Source organism: Simplicispira psychrophila DSM 11588 (genome assembly GCF_000688255.1).
Classification (GTDB): Bacteria; Pseudomonadota; Gammaproteobacteria; order Burkholderiales; family Burkholderiaceae_C; genus Simplicispira; species Simplicispira psychrophila.
This window is the reverse complement of the sequence record NZ_JHYS01000021.1, coordinates 20,402-40,145: the sequence shown is the minus strand read 5'-3', so window position 1 is coordinate 40,145 and position 19,744 is coordinate 20,402. Positions and strand designations below refer to the sequence as shown.

Below are 19,744 nucleotides of genomic sequence, written 5' to 3'. Positions count from 1 at the left end.
TGTGCCAGGAGCTGGGTATCGAGCACCGGCTGACCAAGCCCAGGACGCCCAGAACCAACGGCATGGTCGAGCGCTTCAATGGCCGCATTGCCGATGTTCTCAAGACCCATCGGTTTAGCAGCAGCGAAGACCTGGAGCAGACGCTGCTGCGTTATGTGGCCCTGTACAACCACCAGTTGCCCCAGTCAGCGCTCAAGAGCAAAACGCCGATGCAGACGATGAAGGACTGGCACCAGTCCCATCCGCAGCTGTTTAACAAGAGACCATATGATCGTCCGGGATGCGACATCTAGGCAAACCTTGCGTTGGGGGCGCAGAAATGCCAAGAGCGCCATTTGCCGCCGCCGATTAGGGCGACTGGATGGCGCTGCTGGCGGCTATTTGGTCTTGGCGGCCGTGTTGCCTTTGAAAACGTTTTCTACCAGTGGTTTGGCGTCGATCTGTGGCACGTGGCAAGAGTTGCACTGCCAGCGTGCGTTGTCCAGCACCGGAGCGTCGGGATTGACGGGCTTCATCAGGTGACTTTCTTTGACCTGTGGAATTTTCTGGCCACGGACTTCTTTGTGGATGTGGCAGTCCATGCAGGCGTTGTCTTCCGAGGTGATCTCATCAAAGCCATCCACCTTGTGCGGAATCAGTGGCGGTTGCTGGGCGTAATTGCGCTGAATCAGTGCATGGCCGCCGGGCTTGCTGCCGACGTAAGGCTGGATTTCTGGTGCTTTATCAGCGGCTGAAATGGCGGTATCGCGCAGGGTACTTACCGTTTGCGCAGTACTCCAGCAGGCGGCGAAGGAAATAAGGGCAGCAAGCGAAATTTTGAGGGATATTTTCATGGGGGAGTCTCCGCGTTTGAAAGATATTTGTTATGCGTGTGGTGGTTGAATGTCTGCGCTGGGTGAGGGGAGATCAGAGTGCGCCAACCGAGGCACAAATGTGAAAACATCTTTCGCGCAGACGTCGATACAGCGACCGCAGTTGGTGCAATTGCTCGACACAATCATTGGACTGGCCCCTTTGCTGGCACCTTTGAGCGGCATACGGATGACTTGTTGCTCAGGGCAGGCGACAAAGCAGTCGAGGCAGTTGTTGCAGTCTTCGCGCTTGGTGGCAGACACGCGCACCAAGCTCCAGCGGCCCAGCAGACTGTAGAAGGCACCGACCGGGCACAAATGGCCACACCAGCCACGCTTCATGACGAACAGATCAAACAGAAAAATGCCGGCAATCAGCATCCAGCCGGCACCCATGCCGAAAATCAGGCCTCGGGGCAGCAGGGAGACGGGGTTGACCAGCTCCCAAACAATGCCGCCAGTGGTGGCGGCCCATATCAGGATCAGCGCCAATATCCAGTAACGGGTCTGGCGCGGCATATCGCCACCGCCACGAATATCCAGTTTGCGGCGCAGCGCGCTGGCGGCGTCGGTGACGATATTCATCGGGCAGACCCAGGCGCAATAGCTGCGCCCGCCGACCAAAAGATAAAACAGCAGCACGATGGTGACGCCGATGATGGCGTTGCGCTCGGGTATATGACCGCTCACCAGCGATTGCAGCATCACCAGTGGATCGGCCAAGGGCAGCGTGCCCAGTGTCAGGCTGTAGTTGAGGTTGCCTTTCACCAGCCACCAGCCGAACCACGGCCCAAGCAGGAACAAGGCCAAGATGGACAGCTGGGTGATGCGGCGCAGCACCAGCCAGCGGTGCGCACCCCACCAGCCTTTGGTGTGGATGGCGTCTGCGGCAAAGATGTTGGCAGGAACTTTCATCGCGGCGCCCCATCGGGGAGCGGGCTGCCGGGATCAGAGTGGCCCGGCAGGATCATGCCCTCGGGCATACGGTCAGGTAGATCGATCAGGCCTCTGTCTTCTACGAGCGATTGGCCGGCCTTGCGCTTTTCTTCCCAGCCGATCCGGAAATGGGCGCCCAACTCGCCTTTGGCCAGATGGATCGGATAGACCTTGATGGCCGCGGTCTCTAGTACACAGGAGGCCTCGCACTTGCCGCAACCGGTGCAGTGCTCGGAGTGCACCGTGGGTAAAAACATGGTGTGCTTGGCTGTGCGCTCGTTGTGTTGCACTTCCAGCGTGATAGCTTTGTCGATGGCGGGGCAGACGCGATAGCACACGTCGCAGCGCAGGCCTAAAAAATTCAGGCAGGTTTCATGATCCACCAGGACAGCCAAACCCATTTTGCCGAGGTTGATGTCGGTCAGGGTGTGATCCAGTGCGCCAGTGGGGCAGGCTTTGACGCAGGGAATGTCCTCGCACATCTCGCAGGGTTTGCTGCGTGCGACAAAGAAAGGCGTACCGGTGGCGACGGATTGCCCCGGTGTAGCCAATTGCAAAATATCGTAGGGACAATCGCGCACGCACAAGCCGCAGCGAATGCAGGCGGACTGAAAATCAGTTTCGTTGCCCGCGCCCGGTGGACGAATCGCTCCGGCTGGCAGGGCGCGGGCCTGTTGGCTGAACAGACCCAGACCCAGGCCGAGCACGCCCATGCCGCAGGCCATCTTCGTGGTGTCGAGGATGAACTGTCGGCGTGCCGTGGCTTTGGCGGCTTGGGGATCAGTCATGACAAGAGCTCTTCACAGACTTGGACAGTGGGCGCATGTCACCATGCGCCCGAGGTGCATCAGGCCTTCACGACCTTGCAGGCGCACTTCTTGAAGTCGGTCTCTTTCGAGATCGGGCAGGTAGCGTCCAGCGTCAGTTTGTTGACGAGACGGTGCTCGTCAAAAAATGGCATGAATACCAAACCCAGTGGTGGCTTATTGCGACCACGTGTTTCTACCTTGGTGCTGACTTCACCGCGCCGCGTGGACACCTTGACCGTGTCGCCGCGCTGCAGGCCGCGCTTCTTGGCGTCTTCTGGGTGCATATACAGCCAGGCATCAGGCATGGCGCGGTAGAGCTCAGGCACACGCCGCGTCATCGAGCCAGTATGCCAATGCTCTAGCACGCGGCCGGTGGACAGCCATAGATCGAACTCGGTATCCGGGGCCTCGGCAGCAGGCTGGTAGGGCAGGGCGAAGATCCAGGCTTTGCCATCGGGCTTGCCATAGAACTTGATGACTTCGCCTTTCTTGACGTAGGGGTCATAGCCCTCGCGGAAGCGCCACAGTGTTTCCTTGTTGTCCACCACCGGCCAGCGCAGGCCGCGTGCCTTGTGGTAACTGTCAAACGGCGCCAAGTCGTGCGCATGGCCACGGCCAAATTCAGCGTATTCTTCGAACAGGCCTTTTTGCAGATAGAAGCCCAGCTCCTTGGATTCGTCGTTGTCAAAGCCCTTTTGCAGGTCGGCCAGCGGAAATTTGTTGACCTGTCCGTTGGCGTAGAGCACGTCGTACAGAGTCTTGCCCTTGTATTCGGGAGACCTTTCCAGCAGTTCGGCGGGCCAGACTTCTTCGATCTTGAAACGCTTGGAGAACTCGACGTATTGCCACAGATCGGATTTGGCTTGGCCCGGAGCCCGAACCTGTTGGCGCCAGAACTGTGTGCGCCGCTCGGCGTTGCCAAAGGCGCCTTCTTTTTCTACCCACATGGCCGAGGGCAGGATCAGGTCGGCTGCCATGGCAGAAACCGTGGGGTAGCAGTCGGACACGACGATGAAGTTGGCTGGGTTGCGGAAACCGGGCCAGATTTCACCGTTGATGTTCGGCCCGGCCTGCATGTTGTTGGTGGTCGAGGTCCAATAGAAGTTGAGCTTGCCGTCTTTGAGAGCGCGGCTTTGCGCCACAGCGTGCAGGCCGATCCAGTCGGGTACGGTACCGGCAGGCAGTTTCCAGTGCTTTTCTGAGATTTCGCGGTGCTTGGGGTTGTTCACCACCATGTCGGCCGGCAGGCGGTGAGCAAAAGTACCGACTTCGCGTGCCGTACCGCAGGCCGAGGGCTGGCCAGTGAGGGAGAACGGGCCGTTGCCGGGTTCAGAGATCTTGCCCACCAGCAGGTGGACGTTGTAGATCATGTTGTTGACCCAGGTGCCGCGCGTATGCTGGTTAAAGCCCATGGTCCAGTACGAGACGACCTTGGTTTTCGGGTCGGCGTAGCACTTGGCCAGTGCTTCAAGCTTGTCTTTCGGGACGCGAGAGATTTCGTGAGCTTTGTCGAGCGTGTATTCGGCGACAAACTGCTTGAATTCCTCAAAGCTCATCGGGGCAGATGCATCGGGCGCGCCTTTGGGCTTGCCGTCGGCGCCGGGGTAGCCATTGTTGCCGGCCACTTGCTCTAGCGGGTGGTTGGGGCGCAGGCCGTAGCCGATGTCGGTGACGCCCTTGCGAAAGTTCACGTTGCGCTTGACGAACTCTTCGTTCACCGAGCCGCTTTGGATGATGTAGTTGCAGATGTAGTTGAGGATCGCCAAGTCTGACTGCGGTTCGAAAATCATTTCGTTGTCAGCCAGTTCACATGAGCGGTGTGTGAAGGTGGACAACACGTGCAGCTTGACATGCTTGGCGGTCAGGCGCCGGTCGGTGACGCGCGACCACAAGATGGGGTGCATCTCCGCCATATTGGAGCCCCATAGCACGAAAGCATCGGCGTGTTCGGCGTCGTCATAGCAACCCATGGGTTCGTCAATGCCGAAAGTGCGCATGAAGCCGGCGACGGCCGAGGCCATGCAGTGGCGTGCATTTGGATCGAGGTTGTTGGAGCGGAAACCGGCTTTGAACAGCTTGACCGCCGCATAACCTTCCCAGACGGTCCACTGGCCCGAGCCAAACATGCCAATGTTACGTGGACCACCAGTCTTCAGAGCGCCCTTGACCTTTTCTTCCATGACGTCGAAGGCTTTGTCCCAAGATACTTGGGCAAATTCACCGTTCTTATCGAATTTGCCATCTTTCATGCGCAGCAAAGGCTGTGTCAGGCGATCCTTGCCGTACATGATTTTCGACAGAAAGTACCCTTTGATGCAGTTCAGTCCCTTGTTGACGGGTGCATCCGGATCCCCCTGGGTCGCGACCACGCGGTTGTCCTTGACGCCGATGAGCACGCCGCAGCCGGTGCCGCAGAAACGACAGGCGCCTTTGTCCCAGCGGATGCCGTCGTTGGTAGCGGTTTGCGCCAAAGCTTGGGCACCAGGCACGCTGATGCCAATGACCGTGGCAGCAGCGGTGACAGCATGTGCCTTGATAAGGTCGCGACGGGTTACTTGCATTTCACTAGCTCCTGATCGGGATGGGATTCGGTTTGCTGAAAAATCATGGCGACGTTCAGAACGTCGTCCAGCCGAGCAACGGCTTCGTAGATGTCGATGGCGCCATGGTCGTTGTCGGCTTCGATGGTGACGATGATTTTTCCGTCTTCAGAGACGGCGTGTACCTCGACGCCGGGGACTTGGATGAGCTGCTCGCGCAGAGCGCTGTCTTGGCCGGGCCGGGCATACACAATGGCGCTGGAGATATTCAAAATACGTCTTCCTGTAGTCGTTATACTTAATTTTAATAACGCTTTTCTGTCTCTAAAAATAATGAGAAAAACATTAACTGTCGGCGTTAATTGACCAATAGATTGCTATAGAAAATATTAAGTCAAAAGTTACGATGAATGTTGTTGTATTTCTATATGTAACGATATAGATGCGGTGCAAGCGCCCTTTTCTTGATAAAAATCAATCGCGTGCAGTAAAGAAAATTTGCTGATAAATCTTCCCTTTTCTGTATCCGTAGTTGCTCAGCCGGATGGGACGCTGGATCAACCCATAATGTCCCGCAGCAACGCAACACACAGGACAAGACAATGAAAAAATCCACCGTATTTTTGGCGGCTGCGCTGTGTGGCAGTCTTTGGAGCCACCGTGCCATGGCAGCTTGTTATGTGGTGTATGACGCTGCACAGAAGGTGGTGTACCGCTCGACGCAGCCGCCGGTAGATCTGTCGTTCACTTTGCATGAAACGGTACCGAAAGTGGTGCCGGGCGGCGCATTGGTATTTTTGCCGGCTAACCTGGGCTGTGAATTTGAGGTGGATGACTTGGCGCGCCAAGCCAGCCAGGAGCCGCTGGTGCCCGCCCTACCGTCAATGCGGCCACCGCGCGCCATGCGTGGTTGATGAAATGGGATTGGTGCCCTGAGACAATCGGGGCATGAGCGATCTGAACGACACCCCAAAATCTTATCCACCCGACTGGCTCGCGGTGGAATCCCTTGACCTTGATGCCCAGGGCATCGCACACCGGCCTGATGGCAAGGTGGTGTTTATTGACGGTGCACTGCCGTTCGAGTTGGTCACTGCCAATGTCCACCGTAAAAAAAGCAACTGGGAGCAGGCCAGCCTAGTCGCTATTCACCGCGAGTCGGCGCAGCGTGTGCGTCCGGGTTGTCCACACTTTGGTCTGCATGCCGGCGCTTGTGGAGGCTGCAAGATGCAGCACCTGCATGTGGGTGCCCAGGTGGCCATCAAACAGCGGGTGCTGGAAGACAACCTGTGGCACTTGGGTAAAGTGAAGCCGGAAACCTTGCTGCGGCCGATTGAAGGTCCAGCGTGGGGTTACCGTTACCGGGCGCGCCTGTCGGTGCGCCATGTCATCAAGAAAGGCACAGTGCTGGTCGGCTTTCACGAGCGCAAGAGCCGCTATGTGGCCGATATGCGCGTCTGCCCGGTGCTACCGCCGCATGTCAGCGCCCTGCTGATGCCGCTGCGCGCCTTGATTGCTTCGATGCAGGCGTGTGACACCGTACCGCAGCTGGAGTTGGCCTGTGGCGACAGCGTGACCGCCTTGGTGATGCGCCACTTGGAGCCGTTGTCTGACGGTGATATTGCCCTGCTGCGCGCCTTTGCCACCGAACACGGTGTGCAGTGGTGGCTGCAATCGAAAGGCCCGGACACCGTGCGCCTGCTCGACGAAGGCGGTGCGCAACTGTCGTATGCATTGCCCGAGTTCGGCATCACCATGCCGTTCAAGCCGACCGATTTCACCCAGGTCAATCCGCACATCAATCGCGTGCTGGTGTCGCGCGCGCTGCGCTTGCTGGAGGTGCAAAAGAGCGAGCGCGTAATCGACTGGTTTTGTGGCTTGGGCAACTTCACGCTGCCGTTGGCCACCCAAGCACGCGAAGTCCTGGGTATTGAGGGCAGCGAGGCGCTGGTCGCGCGTTCGCGCGAGAATTTCAAGTCAAATCAGGCCCAAAGGCCAAAGGAGCAAGCGCTTGCAGCTACTTATTTTGTAGCGCGTAATCTGTTTGAGATGATGCCAGCGATGTTGGTGGCCGATGGCGCCGCAGACAAATGGCTGGTTGATCCGCCGCGCGAGGGTGCTTTTGCGCTGGTCAAGGCCTTGGCTGAACTGGAGCAGGCGCGCACGGGTGCTGAAGGTGCTGCACCGTTGCCTGAGGGCGCACAGGGCTGGACACCACCGCAGCGCATTGTGTATGTGAGTTGCAACCCGGCGACGCTGGCGCGCGATGCCGAGGTGCTGGTGCATCTGGCGGGTTACCGCTGTGCGGCAGCCGGGATGGTCAATATGTTTCCACACACGGCACACGTCGAGAGCATGGCGGTGTTTGAGCGGGCTTGATGGCCTTGGACCGGTGTCAGCTGCGATTGGAATCGTCAGCGTCACCGGCCTCACTGCGGCGCGCTTTGGCGGGCTTTTCAACTTTGCCCAGCACCGATGGCGTGCCATCAATCTTGTTTTCGCGCATGTACAAGTCCATGTCTTTCCAGCCGGCAAAAATCGCCGATTTAGGCGCCTTGGGGTTGAGCGTGTAGCAGTCTTCCAGGCCGCGCAGCGCATGGCGGCAGCCGCCGCCAATGGCGCTGGCTTCGGCTTCGCGCTGGACGACGCGTGGATCAGGGATCAGACCGGGAATCTCACAGCCGCCCAGCAACAACAGCGCAAGAGCCGCAGCGACACGGTATGTGATGAGGGAGGCTTTTGGATACATACCTTTCATTATCGGCCGTATGTGCCGTTATTTGATGCTTATTCTTGCCCGCAGATAGCAAAAAGGCTCCTTACGGAGCCTTTTTGTAGTCATGCAGCGGGTGTCAGTCGCGTTCGCCACCCATGATGCCCAACAGCGCCAGCAGGCTCTGGAAGACGTTGAAAATGTCCAGATACAGCGCTAGGGTGGCGCTGATGTAGTTGGTTTCGCCGCCGTCCAGAATGCGCTTCAGGTCATACAGCATGTAGGCGCTGAAAATGCCAATGGCCGCCATCGAGATCGCCATCATGCCGGCAGTGGAGCCGACAAACACATTGATGACTGCGCCAACCACAATCACCATGGCGCCAACAAACAGCCATTTACCCATGCCCGACAGGTCACGCTTGACGACACTGGCGACGCTGGCCATGACAAAGAACACCCCTGCCGTGCCGGCAAAGGCCGTCATGATGAGGTCCACGCCGTTGGAGAAACCCAGCACCATGCCGATCATGCGCGACAGCATCAGGCCCATGAAGAACGTGAACGCCAGCAGCACCGGCACACCGGCAGCGGAATTCTTGGTTTTTTCAATGGCGTACATGAAGCCGAAGGCTCCGCCCATGAAGACAATTAGCCCCAGACCGCCTTGCAGCGCTTGGGTGATGCCGCTGGCTACACCCAGCCAAGCACCCAGCGCAGTGGGCAGCAGGCTGAGCGCCAGCAGCCAATAAGTATTGCGCAGCACTTTGTGGCGCTGCTCCTGCGAAATGCCGTAGCCATAGTCCGCAGAGGAGGGGAGGGCCGTTGACCGGTCGTTCATGAAATCTCTCCTGAGTGACCTGCACAGCGCAGGCCTGACGATTCTAGGTGGTGCAATGCGTCGCCTATTGCAAGAGGGACTTTATCTTGCTATTTTTTTTATAGCTTGAAGTGCTTGCTAGCAGGGAATTTGAGTTTATAAACACTCTTATAAATACGGGTATTGCAGGCGAAAAAATCAGATCAAAGGAGGTAAAAAAAGCCTGGCTACGCGGAGAGGATCCGTTGGCTGGGCAAAACGACTCTGGCGGACTTGTAGCAAGTCCGTTAGCCGCCCCACGATGAAACTGGTTGGTGAATGTCTGGAATGCACCTATTTGGTCAGGATGAGTTTGCCCAGGCGCGTGGCTTGCAAACGGTAAATGACGCCGTTGTGGGCAATGGCCACGGTCTTGTGGCCTTGCAGCAGGTCGTGGCTGTTGACGGCCTGCGCAGTAAGGGGCTGGCACGGTTCGCTAGGTTGATCGGTGCTGCCGGAATAGCCGTCACCGGGCGCGGTGAAGAAAGGCAAAGAAGGGGCGGTCAGGCTGGCGGGCATAATTGCATGGGCTGGAGTGCTGGAAAAGTAATGTAATGATAATCATTCTCAATTAAAAGTCAAGCACTTCCGACCCATAAAATATTAAATACTCCTTATCACTGCACCGCACGGCACAGGTTTCACTGCGCTGGTTCAGTGACAAAGCCGATTTTTCGCACGCCGGCCCGCTGTGCTGCGGCCATGGCTTGGGCCACGCGCTCATAGCGCACCGCCTTGTCGCCGTTGATGTGCAGGTCGGGCTGAGGCTCCTTGGCACCTTCGGCTTGCAGGCGCCCTTGCAATTCGCTGTCTTGGATAGGCTCGCCATTCCAGAAATAGCCGCCGTCCGCCGCCACACTCAGGCGCACGGTTTCGGGTTTGATCAGTTCGGGTTGGTTCACGGCACGGGGCAGATCCACGCTGACGGCATGTTTCATCACCGGCACGGTGATGATGAAGATGATCAGCAGCACCAGCATGACGTCCACCAACGGCGTCATGTTGATCTCGTTCATCACCTCGTCGGCATCGTCCTGGGTTCCGAAGGCCATGGTCAGGCCCCTTTCTTCAGGGGCAACACTTTGGCTGATTCGCCGCTGCTGGAGACGCGCGCCCCGGTGACAAAGTAAGCGTGCAGGTCGTGGGCAAAGCTATTGAGGCGGATCAGGATGGATTTATTGCCGCGCACCAAGGCGTTGTAGCCCAGCACCGCCGGAATCGCTACGGCCAAGCCGAGCGCCGTCATGATCAGCGCCTCGCCAATCGGGCCGGCGACTTTGTCGATGGTCGATTGGCCGGAGCTGCCAATCGCCAGCAGAGCGTGGTAGATGCCCCAGACGGTGCCAAACAGGCCGATGAAGGGCGCCGTCGAGCCGACCGAGGCCAGGATGGCCAAGCCCAGTTGCAGGCGGGCCGTGAATTCGTCCAGGCAGTTGCGCAGGCAGCGCGTGACCCAGTCGCTCACGTCCAGGCTGTCGTGCAACTGGTTTTGGGTGTTGTGGTGGTGGGCGGTGGCTTCACGCCCTTCCAGCGCCAATTGGCGAAAGGGGTTGGTTGGATCGGGGCCGAGCTTGGTCAGGCCGGCTGCAAAGTCTTCGCTGTGCCAGAAATCTTGCGCAGCGCGAGCGTTCTTCTGGAATTTCATGATGTCCAGTGCCTTGATGAAGATCACGATCCACGAGGCCAGCGACATGCCCAGCAGCAGCAGCGCGACAAAGCGGGTGACGAAGTCGCCCTGCGTCCAGACGTTGGCTATGCCAAATTGCGATTCCATAAAGACTCCTGAAAATTATTCGAGAACAAAATTGATCGGCACCAGATTCCACATCGCCTCGGCCACGCCGTTGCGCTTGCCGGGCACAAAGCGCCAACGTTGCACGGTGTCCTGGGCATGGCGGTCGAGCCGGTCGTAGCCGCTCGATTGCCGGATTTCGATTTTTTCTGGCACACCTTCGGCACTGATGAGCACGCGCAGCAGCACTTTGCCCTGCTCGCCCATGCGCCGGCTGATGGACGGATAGCTGGGGGCTGGGTTGTTCAGGTAGGCGGCATTGCTGGAGGGCAACTCAATGCGCGGTGGCGCTGCCGGGGCTGCAGCTGCGGCCGGTGCGGCCATAGGCGCCGGTGCCGGCGGGGCCGGATTGGGCGTGGGTTCGGGAGCAGCCACCAACGGGGCGTTGGGGGGCGCGGGTCTCGGGTCGGCCACGGCCAGCGGCACCGGGGCGGGGCGCGGCGTGGGCTTTTTCACCACGGCGGGGCGCGGCACAGGAGGTGGTGGCGCGGGCGGCGGCGGTTTCACTTCAGGGGCTGGTGGCGCCACGATCTGGGCGATGACTTCGGCTGGAATGATGATCTCTACCGCCTTGTGCGCCAGTCCCGATTGCAGTGCCCACAGAGCAGCAGCGTGGAAAAGTACCACGCCACCGGCGATCACCGCATTGCGGCTCGGACGCGCAGGGGCGGCGTAACGGTCGAATTGAGACATAAAAACGATAGCTGCCAGTGCTTGCCAGCCTTGATTCAGAAGCCTTTTTGGCAGGTATTAAAGGCGAAAAACGCACCAAGCCGATGCAGTCACCAGCAGTGCACTGGTGGCTAAGGCCGATAGCAGCATAGTGTCCATCAAGTCACACGGCGCACGCGCATCCACAGGGGGACGGCAGGACGGCTTCGTTGTGCAGCGCGGCGACTGGGTGCGTGGCATGGCACTGGGCGACGACGTCGCGTGCACAACCCTCACATTGGCCACATTGCGTGGCCACGCCTAATTCGAACTGGATTTCATCAAAACCCATGCCAGCGCGGGCATGGCGGGCAATGTCTCGGTCAGAGATACGGCGGCAGACACAAACGATCATGGCAGTCGGGCGCTGGGTGGCGGGTGGTGAAACAGGAGGCTCGATTATAAATGAGAATCCGTCGCATTAACAATCACCCTGCACGCAGTGGTGTAAAAATTTGCTGGCGGGGGCTGTCGAGCAAGGCCGGTGTGGCCTGTGCTAGCGCGCTGCAGCCGGTCAGCGCCATGGCGATTTCCAGCTCGTCCCGCAGCAGACGCAGTACATGGGCCACGCCGGCAGCGCCGGCGTGGGCCAATCCATAAATGGCTGGTCGGCCCAGCAGTACCGCACTGGCGCCCAGCGCCATGGCCTTGAGCACATCGGTGCCGCGGCGGATACCGCCGTCTACCAGCAGCGGCAGGGCGCCTTGCACCGCGTCGGCGATGCGCGGCAGCGCGTAGGCCGTAGCGGGCGCAGTGTCGAGCGTGCGCCCGCCGTGGTTGGAGACGATCAGCCCCGCCACCTGCAGTGCGACTGCTTGCAAAGCGTCTTGCGGGTGCAGCACGCCTTTGAGTAGCACCGGCAGCCGCGTGATCGATTGCAGCCAGATGACGTCGTCCCAGGTGGGGGCCTGCTGCAGCAGGTCATCAAACAGCGCGCTCTGGCCAGGGCGAAGTTCTATCAGCGGGGGCGCGACCAAGCTGGCCAAGTTGACGGCCGCGATGCCGGGCGGCAGACGAAAGCCGGTGCGCCGTTCGCGGTCACGGGCGCCGCTGGTGGGGGCGTCCACCGTCAGTACCAGCGCTTCGTAGCCGGCAGCTTCGGCACGCTGTACCAGTTCGCGCGTGAAGCCCCGGTCATGCTGCAGGTACAGCTGAAACCACAGTGGGCCGCGCCCGGCGTCGCTCAGTAGGGCGGCGGCCACGGCTTCGAGGGCTGTGCTGGACTGGGTGCTGAGCACCATGCCGGCGCCGAGCGCGGCGGCGGCATAGGCCGTGGCTAGTTCGCCGTCGGGGTGGGCCATACGTTGAAAAGCAATCGGCGCCAGCAGGATGGGGTGCGCCAACGTGCGGCCCAAAAGCGTGGTACGGGTGTGACCACCGGCCAGGGGACGCAGCACACGCGGTTGCAGGGTGATGCCATCCCAGGCACTGCGGTTGGCCCTCAGCGTGATTTCATCGGCCGCGCCACCGCTGAAATAGGCCCAGGCGTTGGCGTCCAGCTGTTGTTGTGCCAAGCGCTCGTGGTCGGCCAAGCTGGCGGTGGTGGGCAGAATGCTGTGGCGTTGCAGCGGGGGAATTTTTGTAGTCAAAATAGCCTCAAAGCCAATAGATATCTGCGCTATTAGCTATAGTTTTGATATTTTCGCATAGCTCAGGCATCCGCCCACATGCGCAGCAGGTTGTGGTACGTGCCGGTCAGGCCGACCACGGCGGGGTCGGTGTCACCGACGCGGCTGCGCAGCTTGAGCAAGTCCATGTCCATGTTCCAGAGCAGCAGGCGCTGCTCGGTCGAGCGCACCATGCTTTCGATCCAGAAGAAGCTGGCCAAGCGGGCACCGCGCGTCACGGGCGCTACTTGGTGCACGGTCGAGCTGGGATACAGCACCATGTCACCGGCCGGCAGTTTGACAAGGCGCTCGCTGTCTGCCTCTTGGATGCGCAACTCGCCGCCGTCGTATTCGGCGGGATCAGCCAGAAACAACGTGCAGGAAATATCGCTGCGCACCCACTGGTCGGGGAACTTGGAGCGCAGCACGGCGCCATCGACGTGGTCGCCGTAGAAGTTGCTGTCGCCGCTGTAGCGGTTGAACAGCGGGTTGAAAATCTTTTTCGGCAACGCAGCCGAAAAGAACAGCGCATCGCGCTGCAGCGCGGCCAGCACCAGGGCGCGCAGTGAGTTTGACTGCACGCTGTCTTGGCTGAGTTGCTCGTTGCGCTTGTGCGCCAGTGCCTGGCCCCCGGCGCTGCTGCGGCCATCGATCCAGGGGGCGTCCGCAGCCAGCAGGGTGCGGGCGGTCTGGACTTCCTCGGGCGTAAGAATGTTTTTGAGGTGCAAGAACATGGATGGCTTTACACAGGCAGGGGCAGGGCTTGGAAGTTAGAAGCGCGCTTTGAGCGACAGCTGCACCGAGCGCGGTGCGCCCGCGCCGTAGAAGCCGCGGTACAGCGTGTCGGCATACAGCTTGTTGCTCAGGTTGGTGACGTTGAGCTTGATCGAGGTCTTGTCGTTGATACTGTATTCGACCATGGCGTCGGCCGTGGCAAAGCCGCTGGCTTCCATGGCGCGCGAGCCTTCGGGGTTTTGCCCACTGCGGTAGGTCAGGCCGGCGCCCACGCGCACTTGCGAGGTCACGGCGTAAGTGCTCCAGAGGCTGCCGCTGTGCTTGGGGGTCAGGCCGGGGCGGTCACCCTGGACTTGCGCGCCGCCGCCGTTGGTCGCCAGCACCACAGTGCTTTTATCGATCTTGGCGTTCGGAATCCAGGTGTGGTTCATGAAAATTTCCCACTTGGGTGTGAGGCGGCCGGCGAGGTTGAACTCCATGCCGGTGGCATGGCGCTTGCCTGAGAGCAGGTAACCGGGGTTGTCCGGGTCGGTGTTGCGTTCGTTGAATTTTTCGCTGTAGAACGCGGCCACCCCCAGCAGAGCCCGGCGCTCAAACAACTCCCACTTGCCGCCAATTTCGATGTTGCGGCTTTTCTCAGGCGGTGTATCGGCCAGTGAGCCGGTGCTCGCGCTGACACTGCCAAATTGGTAGGTGTCGGCCGAGGTGTTGAAAGACGAGCCATACGAGATGTAGTAGGACGAGAGTTCATCAGGCTGGAACAGCGCACCCACGCGTGGACTCCACAGGCCGTCCGAGACTTCGTCGCCCAGGGAACCGTTGGCATTGCGGTAGGTGGCTTTGAAGCGGTCGTAGCGCAGGCCGCCGACCAGCTTGACGGTGGAGCTCAGCGCCATCGTGTCCTGGGCGTACAGACCAATGTTCTGCGCTTTGAAGGTGTTGTAGGCGACGGGTGCGCGCGTGTCGGGCGCCCAGGCGCTGTTGTTCGGCGTGCCGACCGATGTGATCAGGCCGTTGGTGGCTGACGAATTGCCAGTTGCGTTGGCATAGTTCGAATTGCGGTTGGCGTCGTCGTGGTAGTAATCGAAGCCGGCCAGAATGTCGTGTTTCATACCGCCCAGGTTGAGCGAGTTGGTGTAGTCGCTCTGCAGCTGCGTCATGGTGCTGTCGCCGATGCGGCCTTTGGAACTGCGTGTCAGCGGCGTGCTGGCGTTGATCTGGTCGAGGGCGGTGATCGGCGAGCCAAAGCGGATCACGCTGGCCAGCAGATCGCGCTCGTATTGGCCGTGGCGCAAACGGGTTTGCAACTCGCCGCCATCGCTAAAGCGGTGGATATGACCCAGGGTGACGTATTGCGACGAGGTGTTCAGGTGGTCGCTATTGAGGCCGTAGTAGTTCTTGGCCGGCAGGGTTGGCACGATCTTGCCGTTGCTGGCGATCCATGGGCTGTTGTAGCTGGGGCGGCCCTGGACGTCGAGGTAGTACAGGCCGATCGAGAACTCGTCGCGCGTGCCGATGCCCCAGGCAAAGGTGGGCGCAATGCCGCGCTTGTCTTGGGTGGCACCGGAGTTTTTCGAGTTATGCACCATGGCGTTCAGGCGCAGCGCGGCGTTCTCGCCGGTTTTGAGGTTGAAGTCGCCCGTGAGGCGGTGCTCGCTGCCGGTGCCCAAGGTATAAGAAATTTCGTGCTGGTCGATCAGCAACGGGGCCTTGTTCACCTGATTGACCACGCCGCCGGTCGAGCCCTTGCCAAACAGCATCGAGGCCGAGCCCTTGAGCACTTCCACCCGGTCAAGGTTGAAGGTGTCGCGCTCGTACAGCGGCGCGTCCTTCATGCCATCGGTGTAGATGTCGCCGGCCTGACCGAGCGAGAAGCCGCGCAGGCGCACGTCTTCTTCGCCGGTTTCGCCGGCCTGGAAGGTCACGCCGGCAGTGGTGCGCAGCACGTCGCGGAAGTCGTCCTGATTGCGGTCATTCATCAGCTTTTCGGTGAATACGGTGACCGACTGCGGAATGTTGCGGATGTCCTGGTTGCTCTTGCCGACGGTGGTTTTTTTGACGCGCAGGGTGTCCTTGCTTTGGACTTCAGCGCTTTCTTTCACCGTCACGGTGGACAGAGTCGGCGCGGTCGGAGTGCTTTGCGCCCAACTGCCCACCGAGGCGGCCAGCATCAGTGCGCCCAGGGGCAGCAGCGCCTTGTCGGCACTGGAAAAAGAAGGGCTGGGGGACGTTGCCGGCGTGCCGTGCAGGGCCGGGTTGTGGTGCTGAGCGCGTGAATGTGCCAATGGGACCTCCTGGAGTTTTAAATTGCGCTGGACACCGGGGTGTCGTCGGCAAAGAAAGCGAGGCAGTGGCTGGGGAACTGGCTGTGCATCGATAAGTGCGCAATGTTAAATCAAATAACATGCATTCTCATTCGTGTTGATGCACAAATGCAACACAACCCAGGAAGTACAGGCGAAAAAAAGGCCGGAATCACCGGCCTGGAAGCGAAAGCACGGGGGCGTGCTTATTTGACGTGCTTGCCGATCAGGCCGGCCATTTCGAACATCGACACTTGCGGTTTGCCGAAAATTTCCTTGAGCTTGGCATCGGCGTTGATCATGCGTTTATTGGCAGGATCTTGCAGGTTGTTCGCCTTGATGTAGACCCACAGCTTGCTGATGACTTCGGTACGCGGCAGCGGCGCAACGCCGACCACGGCAGCCAGTGCAGGGCTGGGTGTCAAGGCCTTCATGAAGGCGGCGTTGGGGGTGCGCTTTTTCGCGGGAACGGCTGCGGTGTCAACAGCCGCGGTCTTGGCGGGAGCGGCGGTTTTGACCGCAGCGGTTTTGGCCGGAGTCTTTTTTGCAGTTGCCATGTTGGATTTTCCTTTTTGGGATGGTCTATTTGAACCAGCGAAAACCTGGTTCTCTACTGGCCCGGTGATGCTACTGGTAAAAAAACAGCTTTCCTAGTCGTAGGAGGCTTTTTTTGCTTCGTCTTGTTGCAGCGTGACGTACCCTCTGGCAGTTGAAAACAGGCGCGAACCTCAGTGGGCTGCCTGCTGATTGACAATGCGTTTGAGCGCATCGGCATCCAGAATGCGCACATGGCGCTGCTTGACTTCAACGATGCCATCTTCGACAAACTTGGAGAACGTACGGCTGACGGTTTCCAGCTTCAGGCCCAGGTAGCTGCCGATTTCTTCGCGCGTCATGCGCAGCACCAGCTCCGACTGCGAAAAACCTCGGGTGTGCAGGCGCTGCACCAAGTTGAGTAAAAATGCCGCCAGGCGTTCTTCCGCGCGCATGCTGCCCAGCAGCAGCATCACACCATGCTCACGCACAATTTCCCGGCTCATGATCTTGTGCACATGGCTTTGCAGGGCCGTCACTTCGCGCGAGAGCTCTTCAATCCGATCAAAGGGCATGACGCAGACTTCGGCGTCTTCCAGTGCCACGGCATCGCAGGTGTGGTGGTCGTTGACGATGCCATCCAGGCCGATGATTTCGCCGGCCATCTGAAACCCCGTCACCTGATCGCGCCCATCTTCGGTGGCAACGCAGGTCTTGAAGAATCCGGTGCGAATCGCGTAAAGCGAAACAAATTCTTCGCCGTTGCGGAACAAAGTGCTGCCGCGTTTGATCTTTCGCCGGGTCGCCACCACGTCGTCGATACGTTGCAGTTGCGCCTCATTCAAACCCACAGGCATGCACAGCTCACGCAAGTTGCAGCTGGAGCACGCTACCTTGATGGTTTGTGGTGTCATTTGAATCGGTATGTAATTCGCATCCTGCGGCGCTTTGGTGGTTTCACCAATGGGGGACGCGTGAAGTACAGAGGGGGGTGGTGGGGCTGCTGACATAAATCAAATTATGAACCAGCTTTCCGGTATCTCCTTCATAACCCCTTGATTGACGTCAAGAGCGCCAGTCCCGCCGTGGTGCACAGTTCCATCGGTTCGCTAGGAAAGTTCAATGATTGCCATTACCCCAGAATTGCTGACGCGCTTTGATGTGTCAGGGCCGCGCTACACCTCTTACCCCACAGCCGACCGCTTTGTCGAGGCGTTTGGTGAGGCGGAGTACGTGCTTGCGTTGCAGCAGCGTCGCAGTCTCGCCAATGCGCTGCCTTTGTCGCTTTATGTCCACATTCCGTTTTGCGAATCGCTGTGCTACTACTGCGCGTGCAACAAGATCATCACCAAGCATCCCGAGCGTGCCGAGGTGTATTTGCGCTACCTGAGCCGCGAAATCGATTTGCACACGGCGCATTGCGGTAAGGGTCAAGTGGTCAGCCAGCTGCACTTGGGCGGCGGTACGCCGACATTCCTTTCGGACGACGGCTTGCGCGAACTCATGGATATGCTGCGCAGCAATTTCACGCTGGCGCCGGGCGGCGAATATTCGATTGAGGTCGATCCCCGCACTGTAGATGCCGGTCGGCTGGCCTTTCTGGCCGAGCTGGGTTTCAACCGGCTTAGCTTTGGTGTGCAGGATTTTGACCCGGATGTGCAAAAAGCCGTCAATCGCATCCAACCGGCGGAGCAGGTGTTCGCTCTGGTGGCTGCGGCGCGCGAAATCGGCTTTGAGTCGATCAACGTGGACCTGATCTACGGTTTGCCGCGTCAGACAGCCGCGTCGTTTGACCGCACGCTGGCGCAGGTTGCCGAACTGCGTCCCGACCGCATTGCGCTGTATGCCTACGCCCACTTGCCTGAGCGCTTCAAGCCGCAGCGGCGCATCATCAATGCCGATATGCCCATGGCTTCGGACAAGGTGGCGATGCTATCGCGCTCGCTGGAGGCCTTCAGCCGCGCCGGTTATGTCTATGTGGGCATGGATCACTTTGCATTGCCAGAGGATGCGTTGGCAGTTGCCAAGCGTCAGGGGCGGCTGCACCGCAATTTTCAGGGTTACAGCACGCAGCCTGACTGTGATCTGATTGCCCTGGGGGTATCGGCCATTGGCCGCGTAGGCGCCACTTACAGCCAGAACGCCAAGACGCTGGATGAGTATTACGACCTGATCAACCAAGGCAAACTGCCGGTGGTGCGCGGTCTGGCGCTCACTCGCGATGACTTGGTGCGCCGTGCCGTCATCATGGCGTTGATGTGCCAAGGTGCATTGCTGTTTGAATCCCTGGAGTTGGCGTGGCTGATTGATTTTCAGGAGTACTTTGCCCCGGAACTGGAGCGCCTGCAGGAGATGCAGGCGCAGGGCTTGGTGGCTATCAGCGCCGAAGGCGTCGAGGTGACGGAAATGGGCTGGTATTTCGTGCGCGGCATTGCCATGCTGTTTGATAAGAATCTGCAGGTGGATCGCAACCGGGCACGCTTCTCGCGCATCATTTGATCGACATGCTGGCGTCACTCGCCTGGACAGCCTTCGTGATGGGATTGGTCGGTGGCCCCCATTGCCTTGCCATGTGCGCTGCGCCTTGCAGCGCGGTGATCGGGGCGGGGGACGGGTCGGCGAAAGACGCAGCCCTGCCCCACCCGGCAGAGCAGCCACTGCAATGGCAACCCAAAAATCAACGTAGTCGGCCTGGCCGGCGCTTGCTGGCTTACCACACTGGCCGGCTGCTTGGCTACGCCAGCGCGGGTGCGGTGGCGGCGCTGGCCATGCAAAGCCTGGCCTGGATGACCCAGCAAACCATGGCGCTGCGCCCCGCCTGGACTTTTCTGCATGTTGCCGTCCTAGCGTGGGGGCTGATGATGATGGTACAGGCGCGCCAGCCGGCCTGGATAGAAAACGCTGGGCGCTCCGTCTGGGCGCGCGTGCGCCCGGTGGTGGCGGCACCGGGCGGGGTATTTGCTACCGGTTTTTTGTGGGCACTGATGCCCTGTGGCTTGCTGTATTCAGCGCTGCTGGTGGCTGCTCTCAGTGGTGGCGCGATGCAAGGCGCCCTGACCATGGCCTTGTTTGGTGTCGGCAGCGGGCTGTGGTTAGTAGCCGGGCCGTGGCTGTGGTTGCATCTGCGCGCGCGTCTCAATACCGTCCGCGCTAGTTGGGGTACACGCATTGCCGGCTTCCTGCTGTGCGGCGTGGCCAGTGCCGCTCTGTGGATGGATCTGGTGTACCGCCCCTCGCTGTGGTGCCGGTAATTTGATAATGCGCAGTTTGTAGTTACTCTGTGAGACCAGTAGAACGAGTTAATTTCAGCCATGAATGGCACCGATAATGGGTGACAAGTTGCATCATGCTGCA

22 protein-coding genes are annotated in these 19,744 nt (G+C 59.6%); 5 read left to right on the top strand and 17 right to left on the bottom strand.

Translation table 11 applies throughout. The features are described 5' to 3' along the window. Positions 1-293, top strand: a 293-nt coding sequence (locus Q390_RS0115785; protein WP_156949936.1) for an integrase core domain-containing protein, incomplete at its 5' end; no start/stop codon positions are given. Positions 294-377: 84 nt separating this feature from the next. Here Q390_RS0115785 and Q390_RS0115780 read toward each other — a convergent pair. From Q390_RS0115780 to Q390_RS0115760, 5 genes are read right to left on the bottom strand one after another with little or no spacing between them, the layout of a single operon-like run. Beyond that, positions 378-833, bottom strand: a complete 456-nt coding sequence (locus Q390_RS0115780; RefSeq protein ID WP_027996931.1) for a nitrate reductase cytochrome c-type subunit — start codon at positions 831-833, stop codon at positions 378-380. Between the two features lie 30 nt (positions 834-863). Beyond that, positions 864-1,766 carry a quinol dehydrogenase ferredoxin subunit NapH gene (napH, locus tag Q390_RS18755; protein ID WP_037473260.1) on the bottom strand — a complete coding sequence of 301 codons (903 nt, stop codon included), beginning with the start codon at positions 1,764-1,766 and terminating at the stop codon, positions 864-866. Continuing rightward, on the bottom strand, positions 1,763-2,575 hold the full coding sequence (gene napG / locus Q390_RS18750; RefSeq protein WP_051603298.1) for a ferredoxin-type protein NapG: 813 nt from the start codon (positions 2,573-2,575) through the stop codon (positions 1,763-1,765). The genes napH and napG overlap by 4 nt, the downstream gene beginning before the upstream one ends. 59 nt (positions 2,576-2,634) lie before the next feature. Continuing rightward, positions 2,635-5,157, bottom strand: a complete 2,523-nt coding sequence (gene napA, locus Q390_RS0115765) for a nitrate reductase catalytic subunit NapA (RefSeq protein ID WP_027996930.1) — start codon at positions 5,155-5,157, stop codon at positions 2,635-2,637. After that, on the bottom strand, positions 5,148-5,408 hold the full coding sequence (locus tag Q390_RS0115760) for a chaperone NapD (protein WP_027996929.1): 261 nt from the start codon (positions 5,406-5,408) through the stop codon (positions 5,148-5,150). Before Q390_RS0115760 ends, napA begins: the two co-directional genes overlap by 10 nt. A 330-nt stretch (positions 5,409-5,738) precedes the next feature. Here Q390_RS0115760 and Q390_RS0115755 point away from each other — a divergent pair, with 330 nt between their 5' ends. Beyond that, positions 5,739-6,050 (top strand): hypothetical protein, encoded by a 312-nt coding sequence (locus Q390_RS0115755; protein ID WP_027996928.1) that lies wholly within the window; start codon positions 5,739-5,741, stop codon positions 6,048-6,050. Between the two features lie 34 nt (positions 6,051-6,084). Next, on the top strand, positions 6,085-7,515 hold the full coding sequence (rlmD, locus tag Q390_RS0115750; protein ID WP_027996927.1) for a 23S rRNA (uracil(1939)-C(5))-methyltransferase RlmD: 1,431 nt from the start codon (positions 6,085-6,087) through the stop codon (positions 7,513-7,515). Positions 7,516-7,531: 16 nt separating this feature from the next. Here rlmD and Q390_RS0115745 read toward each other — a convergent pair whose 3' ends face one another. The 12 genes from Q390_RS0115745 to fnr form a co-directional block, all read right to left on the bottom strand. Continuing rightward, the gene (locus Q390_RS0115745) at positions 7,532-7,885 is read right to left on the bottom strand and encodes a hypothetical protein (RefSeq protein WP_027996926.1); all 354 of its coding nucleotides are present in this window, start codon (positions 7,883-7,885) and stop codon (positions 7,532-7,534) included. A gap of 103 nt (positions 7,886-7,988) precedes the next feature. Continuing rightward, positions 7,989-8,690 (bottom strand): Bax inhibitor-1/YccA family protein, encoded by a 702-nt coding sequence (locus tag Q390_RS0115740; RefSeq protein WP_027996925.1) that lies wholly within the window; start codon positions 8,688-8,690, stop codon positions 7,989-7,991. Between the two features lie 312 nt (positions 8,691-9,002). Continuing rightward, positions 9,003-9,227: a hemin uptake protein HemP gene (locus Q390_RS0115735; RefSeq protein WP_027996924.1), complete on the bottom strand. Its 225-nt coding sequence runs from the start codon at positions 9,225-9,227 to the stop codon at positions 9,003-9,005. A gap of 122 nt (positions 9,228-9,349) precedes the next feature. Beyond that, the gene (locus Q390_RS0115730; RefSeq protein ID WP_027996923.1) at positions 9,350-9,760 is read right to left on the bottom strand and encodes an ExbD/TolR family protein; all 411 of its coding nucleotides are present in this window, start codon (positions 9,758-9,760) and stop codon (positions 9,350-9,352) included. Positions 9,761-9,762: 2 nt separating this feature from the next. Further along, entirely contained in the window at positions 9,763-10,482 is a 720-nt protein-coding gene (locus Q390_RS0115725; protein ID WP_027996922.1) for a MotA/TolQ/ExbB proton channel family protein, read from the bottom strand. A 15-nt stretch (positions 10,483-10,497) separates the two neighbouring features. Next, positions 10,498-11,193 carry an energy transducer TonB gene (locus Q390_RS0115720; protein WP_027996921.1) on the bottom strand — a complete coding sequence of 232 codons (696 nt, stop codon included), beginning with the start codon at positions 11,191-11,193 and terminating at the stop codon, positions 10,498-10,500. Between the two features lie 142 nt (positions 11,194-11,335). After that, positions 11,336-11,566, bottom strand: coding sequence for a (2Fe-2S)-binding protein (locus Q390_RS19670; RefSeq protein ID WP_084153959.1), 231 nt, complete (start codon positions 11,564-11,566; stop codon positions 11,336-11,338). Between the two features lie 73 nt (positions 11,567-11,639). Continuing rightward, the gene (locus Q390_RS18745; protein WP_051603297.1) at positions 11,640-12,800 is read right to left on the bottom strand and encodes an alpha-hydroxy acid oxidase; all 1,161 of its coding nucleotides are present in this window, start codon (positions 12,798-12,800) and stop codon (positions 11,640-11,642) included. A gap of 62 nt (positions 12,801-12,862) precedes the next feature. After that, positions 12,863-13,552: a Fe2+-dependent dioxygenase gene (locus Q390_RS0115710; protein WP_027996920.1), complete on the bottom strand. Its 690-nt coding sequence runs from the start codon at positions 13,550-13,552 to the stop codon at positions 12,863-12,865. 36 nt (positions 13,553-13,588) lie between these two features. Further along, positions 13,589-15,724 carry a TonB-dependent receptor gene (locus Q390_RS0115705; protein ID WP_037473262.1) on the bottom strand — a complete coding sequence of 712 codons (2,136 nt, stop codon included), beginning with the start codon at positions 15,722-15,724 and terminating at the stop codon, positions 13,589-13,591. 338 nt (positions 15,725-16,062) lie between these two features. Next, positions 16,063-16,413, bottom strand: coding sequence for an SWIB/MDM2 domain-containing protein (locus Q390_RS0115700; RefSeq protein ID WP_027996918.1), 351 nt, complete (start codon positions 16,411-16,413; stop codon positions 16,063-16,065). A gap of 171 nt (positions 16,414-16,584) precedes the next feature. Beyond that, positions 16,585-17,304: a fumarate/nitrate reduction transcriptional regulator Fnr gene (fnr, locus tag Q390_RS0115695; RefSeq protein ID WP_027996917.1), complete on the bottom strand. Its 720-nt coding sequence runs from the start codon at positions 17,302-17,304 to the stop codon at positions 16,585-16,587. A 208-nt stretch (positions 17,305-17,512) separates the two neighbouring features. Between fnr and hemN the strand changes: the two genes are divergently transcribed. After that, positions 17,513-18,889, top strand: a complete 1,377-nt coding sequence (gene hemN / locus Q390_RS0115690) for an oxygen-independent coproporphyrinogen III oxidase (protein ID WP_027996916.1) — start codon at positions 17,513-17,515, stop codon at positions 18,887-18,889. A gap of 5 nt (positions 18,890-18,894) precedes the next feature. Further along, a complete protein-coding gene (locus Q390_RS0115685; RefSeq protein ID WP_027996915.1) occupies positions 18,895-19,641 on the top strand; it encodes a sulfite exporter TauE/SafE family protein in 747 nt (248 codons plus the stop codon). Positions 19,642-19,744 lie beyond the last annotated feature (103 nt).

Coding starts and splice junctions, on each gene's coding strand:
- Q390_RS0115780 (WP_027996931.1), bottom strand. CDS start 833: ATGAAAATATCCCTCAAAATTTCGCTTGCTGCCCTTATTTCCTTCGCC.
- napH (WP_037473260.1), bottom strand. CDS start 1,766: ATGAAAGTTCCTGCCAACATCTTTGCCGCAGACGCCATCCACACCAAA.
- napG (WP_051603298.1), bottom strand. CDS start 2,575: ATGACTGATCCCCAAGCCGCCAAAGCCACGGCACGCCGACAGTTCATC.
- napA (WP_027996930.1), bottom strand. CDS start 5,157: ATGCAAGTAACCCGTCGCGACCTTATCAAGGCACATGCTGTCACCGCT.
- Q390_RS0115755 (WP_027996928.1), top strand. CDS start 5,739: ATGAAAAAATCCACCGTATTTTTGGCGGCTGCGCTGTGTGGCAGTCTT.
- rlmD (WP_027996927.1), top strand. CDS start 6,085: ATGAGCGATCTGAACGACACCCCAAAATCTTATCCACCCGACTGGCTC.
- Q390_RS0115745 (WP_027996926.1), bottom strand. CDS start 7,885: ATGTATCCAAAAGCCTCCCTCATCACATACCGTGTCGCTGCGGCTCTT.
- Q390_RS0115740 (WP_027996925.1), bottom strand. CDS start 8,690: ATGAACGACCGGTCAACGGCCCTCCCCTCCTCTGCGGACTATGGCTAC.
- Q390_RS0115735 (WP_027996924.1), bottom strand. CDS start 9,227: ATGCCCGCCAGCCTGACCGCCCCTTCTTTGCCTTTCTTCACCGCGCCC.
- Q390_RS0115730 (WP_027996923.1), bottom strand. CDS start 9,760: ATGGCCTTCGGAACCCAGGACGATGCCGACGAGGTGATGAACGAGATC.
- Q390_RS0115725 (WP_027996922.1), bottom strand. CDS start 10,482: ATGGAATCGCAATTTGGCATAGCCAACGTCTGGACGCAGGGCGACTTC.
- Q390_RS0115720 (WP_027996921.1), bottom strand. CDS start 11,193: ATGTCTCAATTCGACCGTTACGCCGCCCCTGCGCGTCCGAGCCGCAAT.
- Q390_RS19670 (WP_084153959.1), bottom strand. CDS start 11,566: ATGATCGTTTGTGTCTGCCGCCGTATCTCTGACCGAGACATTGCCCGC.
- Q390_RS0115710 (WP_027996920.1), bottom strand. CDS start 13,552: ATGTTCTTGCACCTCAAAAACATTCTTACGCCCGAGGAAGTCCAGACC.
- Q390_RS0115705 (WP_037473262.1), bottom strand. CDS start 15,724: ATGCTGGCCGCCTCGGTGGGCAGTTGGGCGCAAAGCACTCCGACCGCG.
- Q390_RS0115700 (WP_027996918.1), bottom strand. CDS start 16,413: ATGGCAACTGCAAAAAAGACTCCGGCCAAAACCGCTGCGGTCAAAACC.
- fnr (WP_027996917.1), bottom strand. CDS start 17,304: ATGACACCACAAACCATCAAGGTAGCGTGCTCCAGCTGCAACTTGCGT.
- hemN (WP_027996916.1), top strand. CDS start 17,513: ATGATTGCCATTACCCCAGAATTGCTGACGCGCTTTGATGTGTCAGGG.
- Q390_RS0115685 (WP_027996915.1), top strand. CDS start 18,895: ATGCTGGCGTCACTCGCCTGGACAGCCTTCGTGATGGGATTGGTCGGT.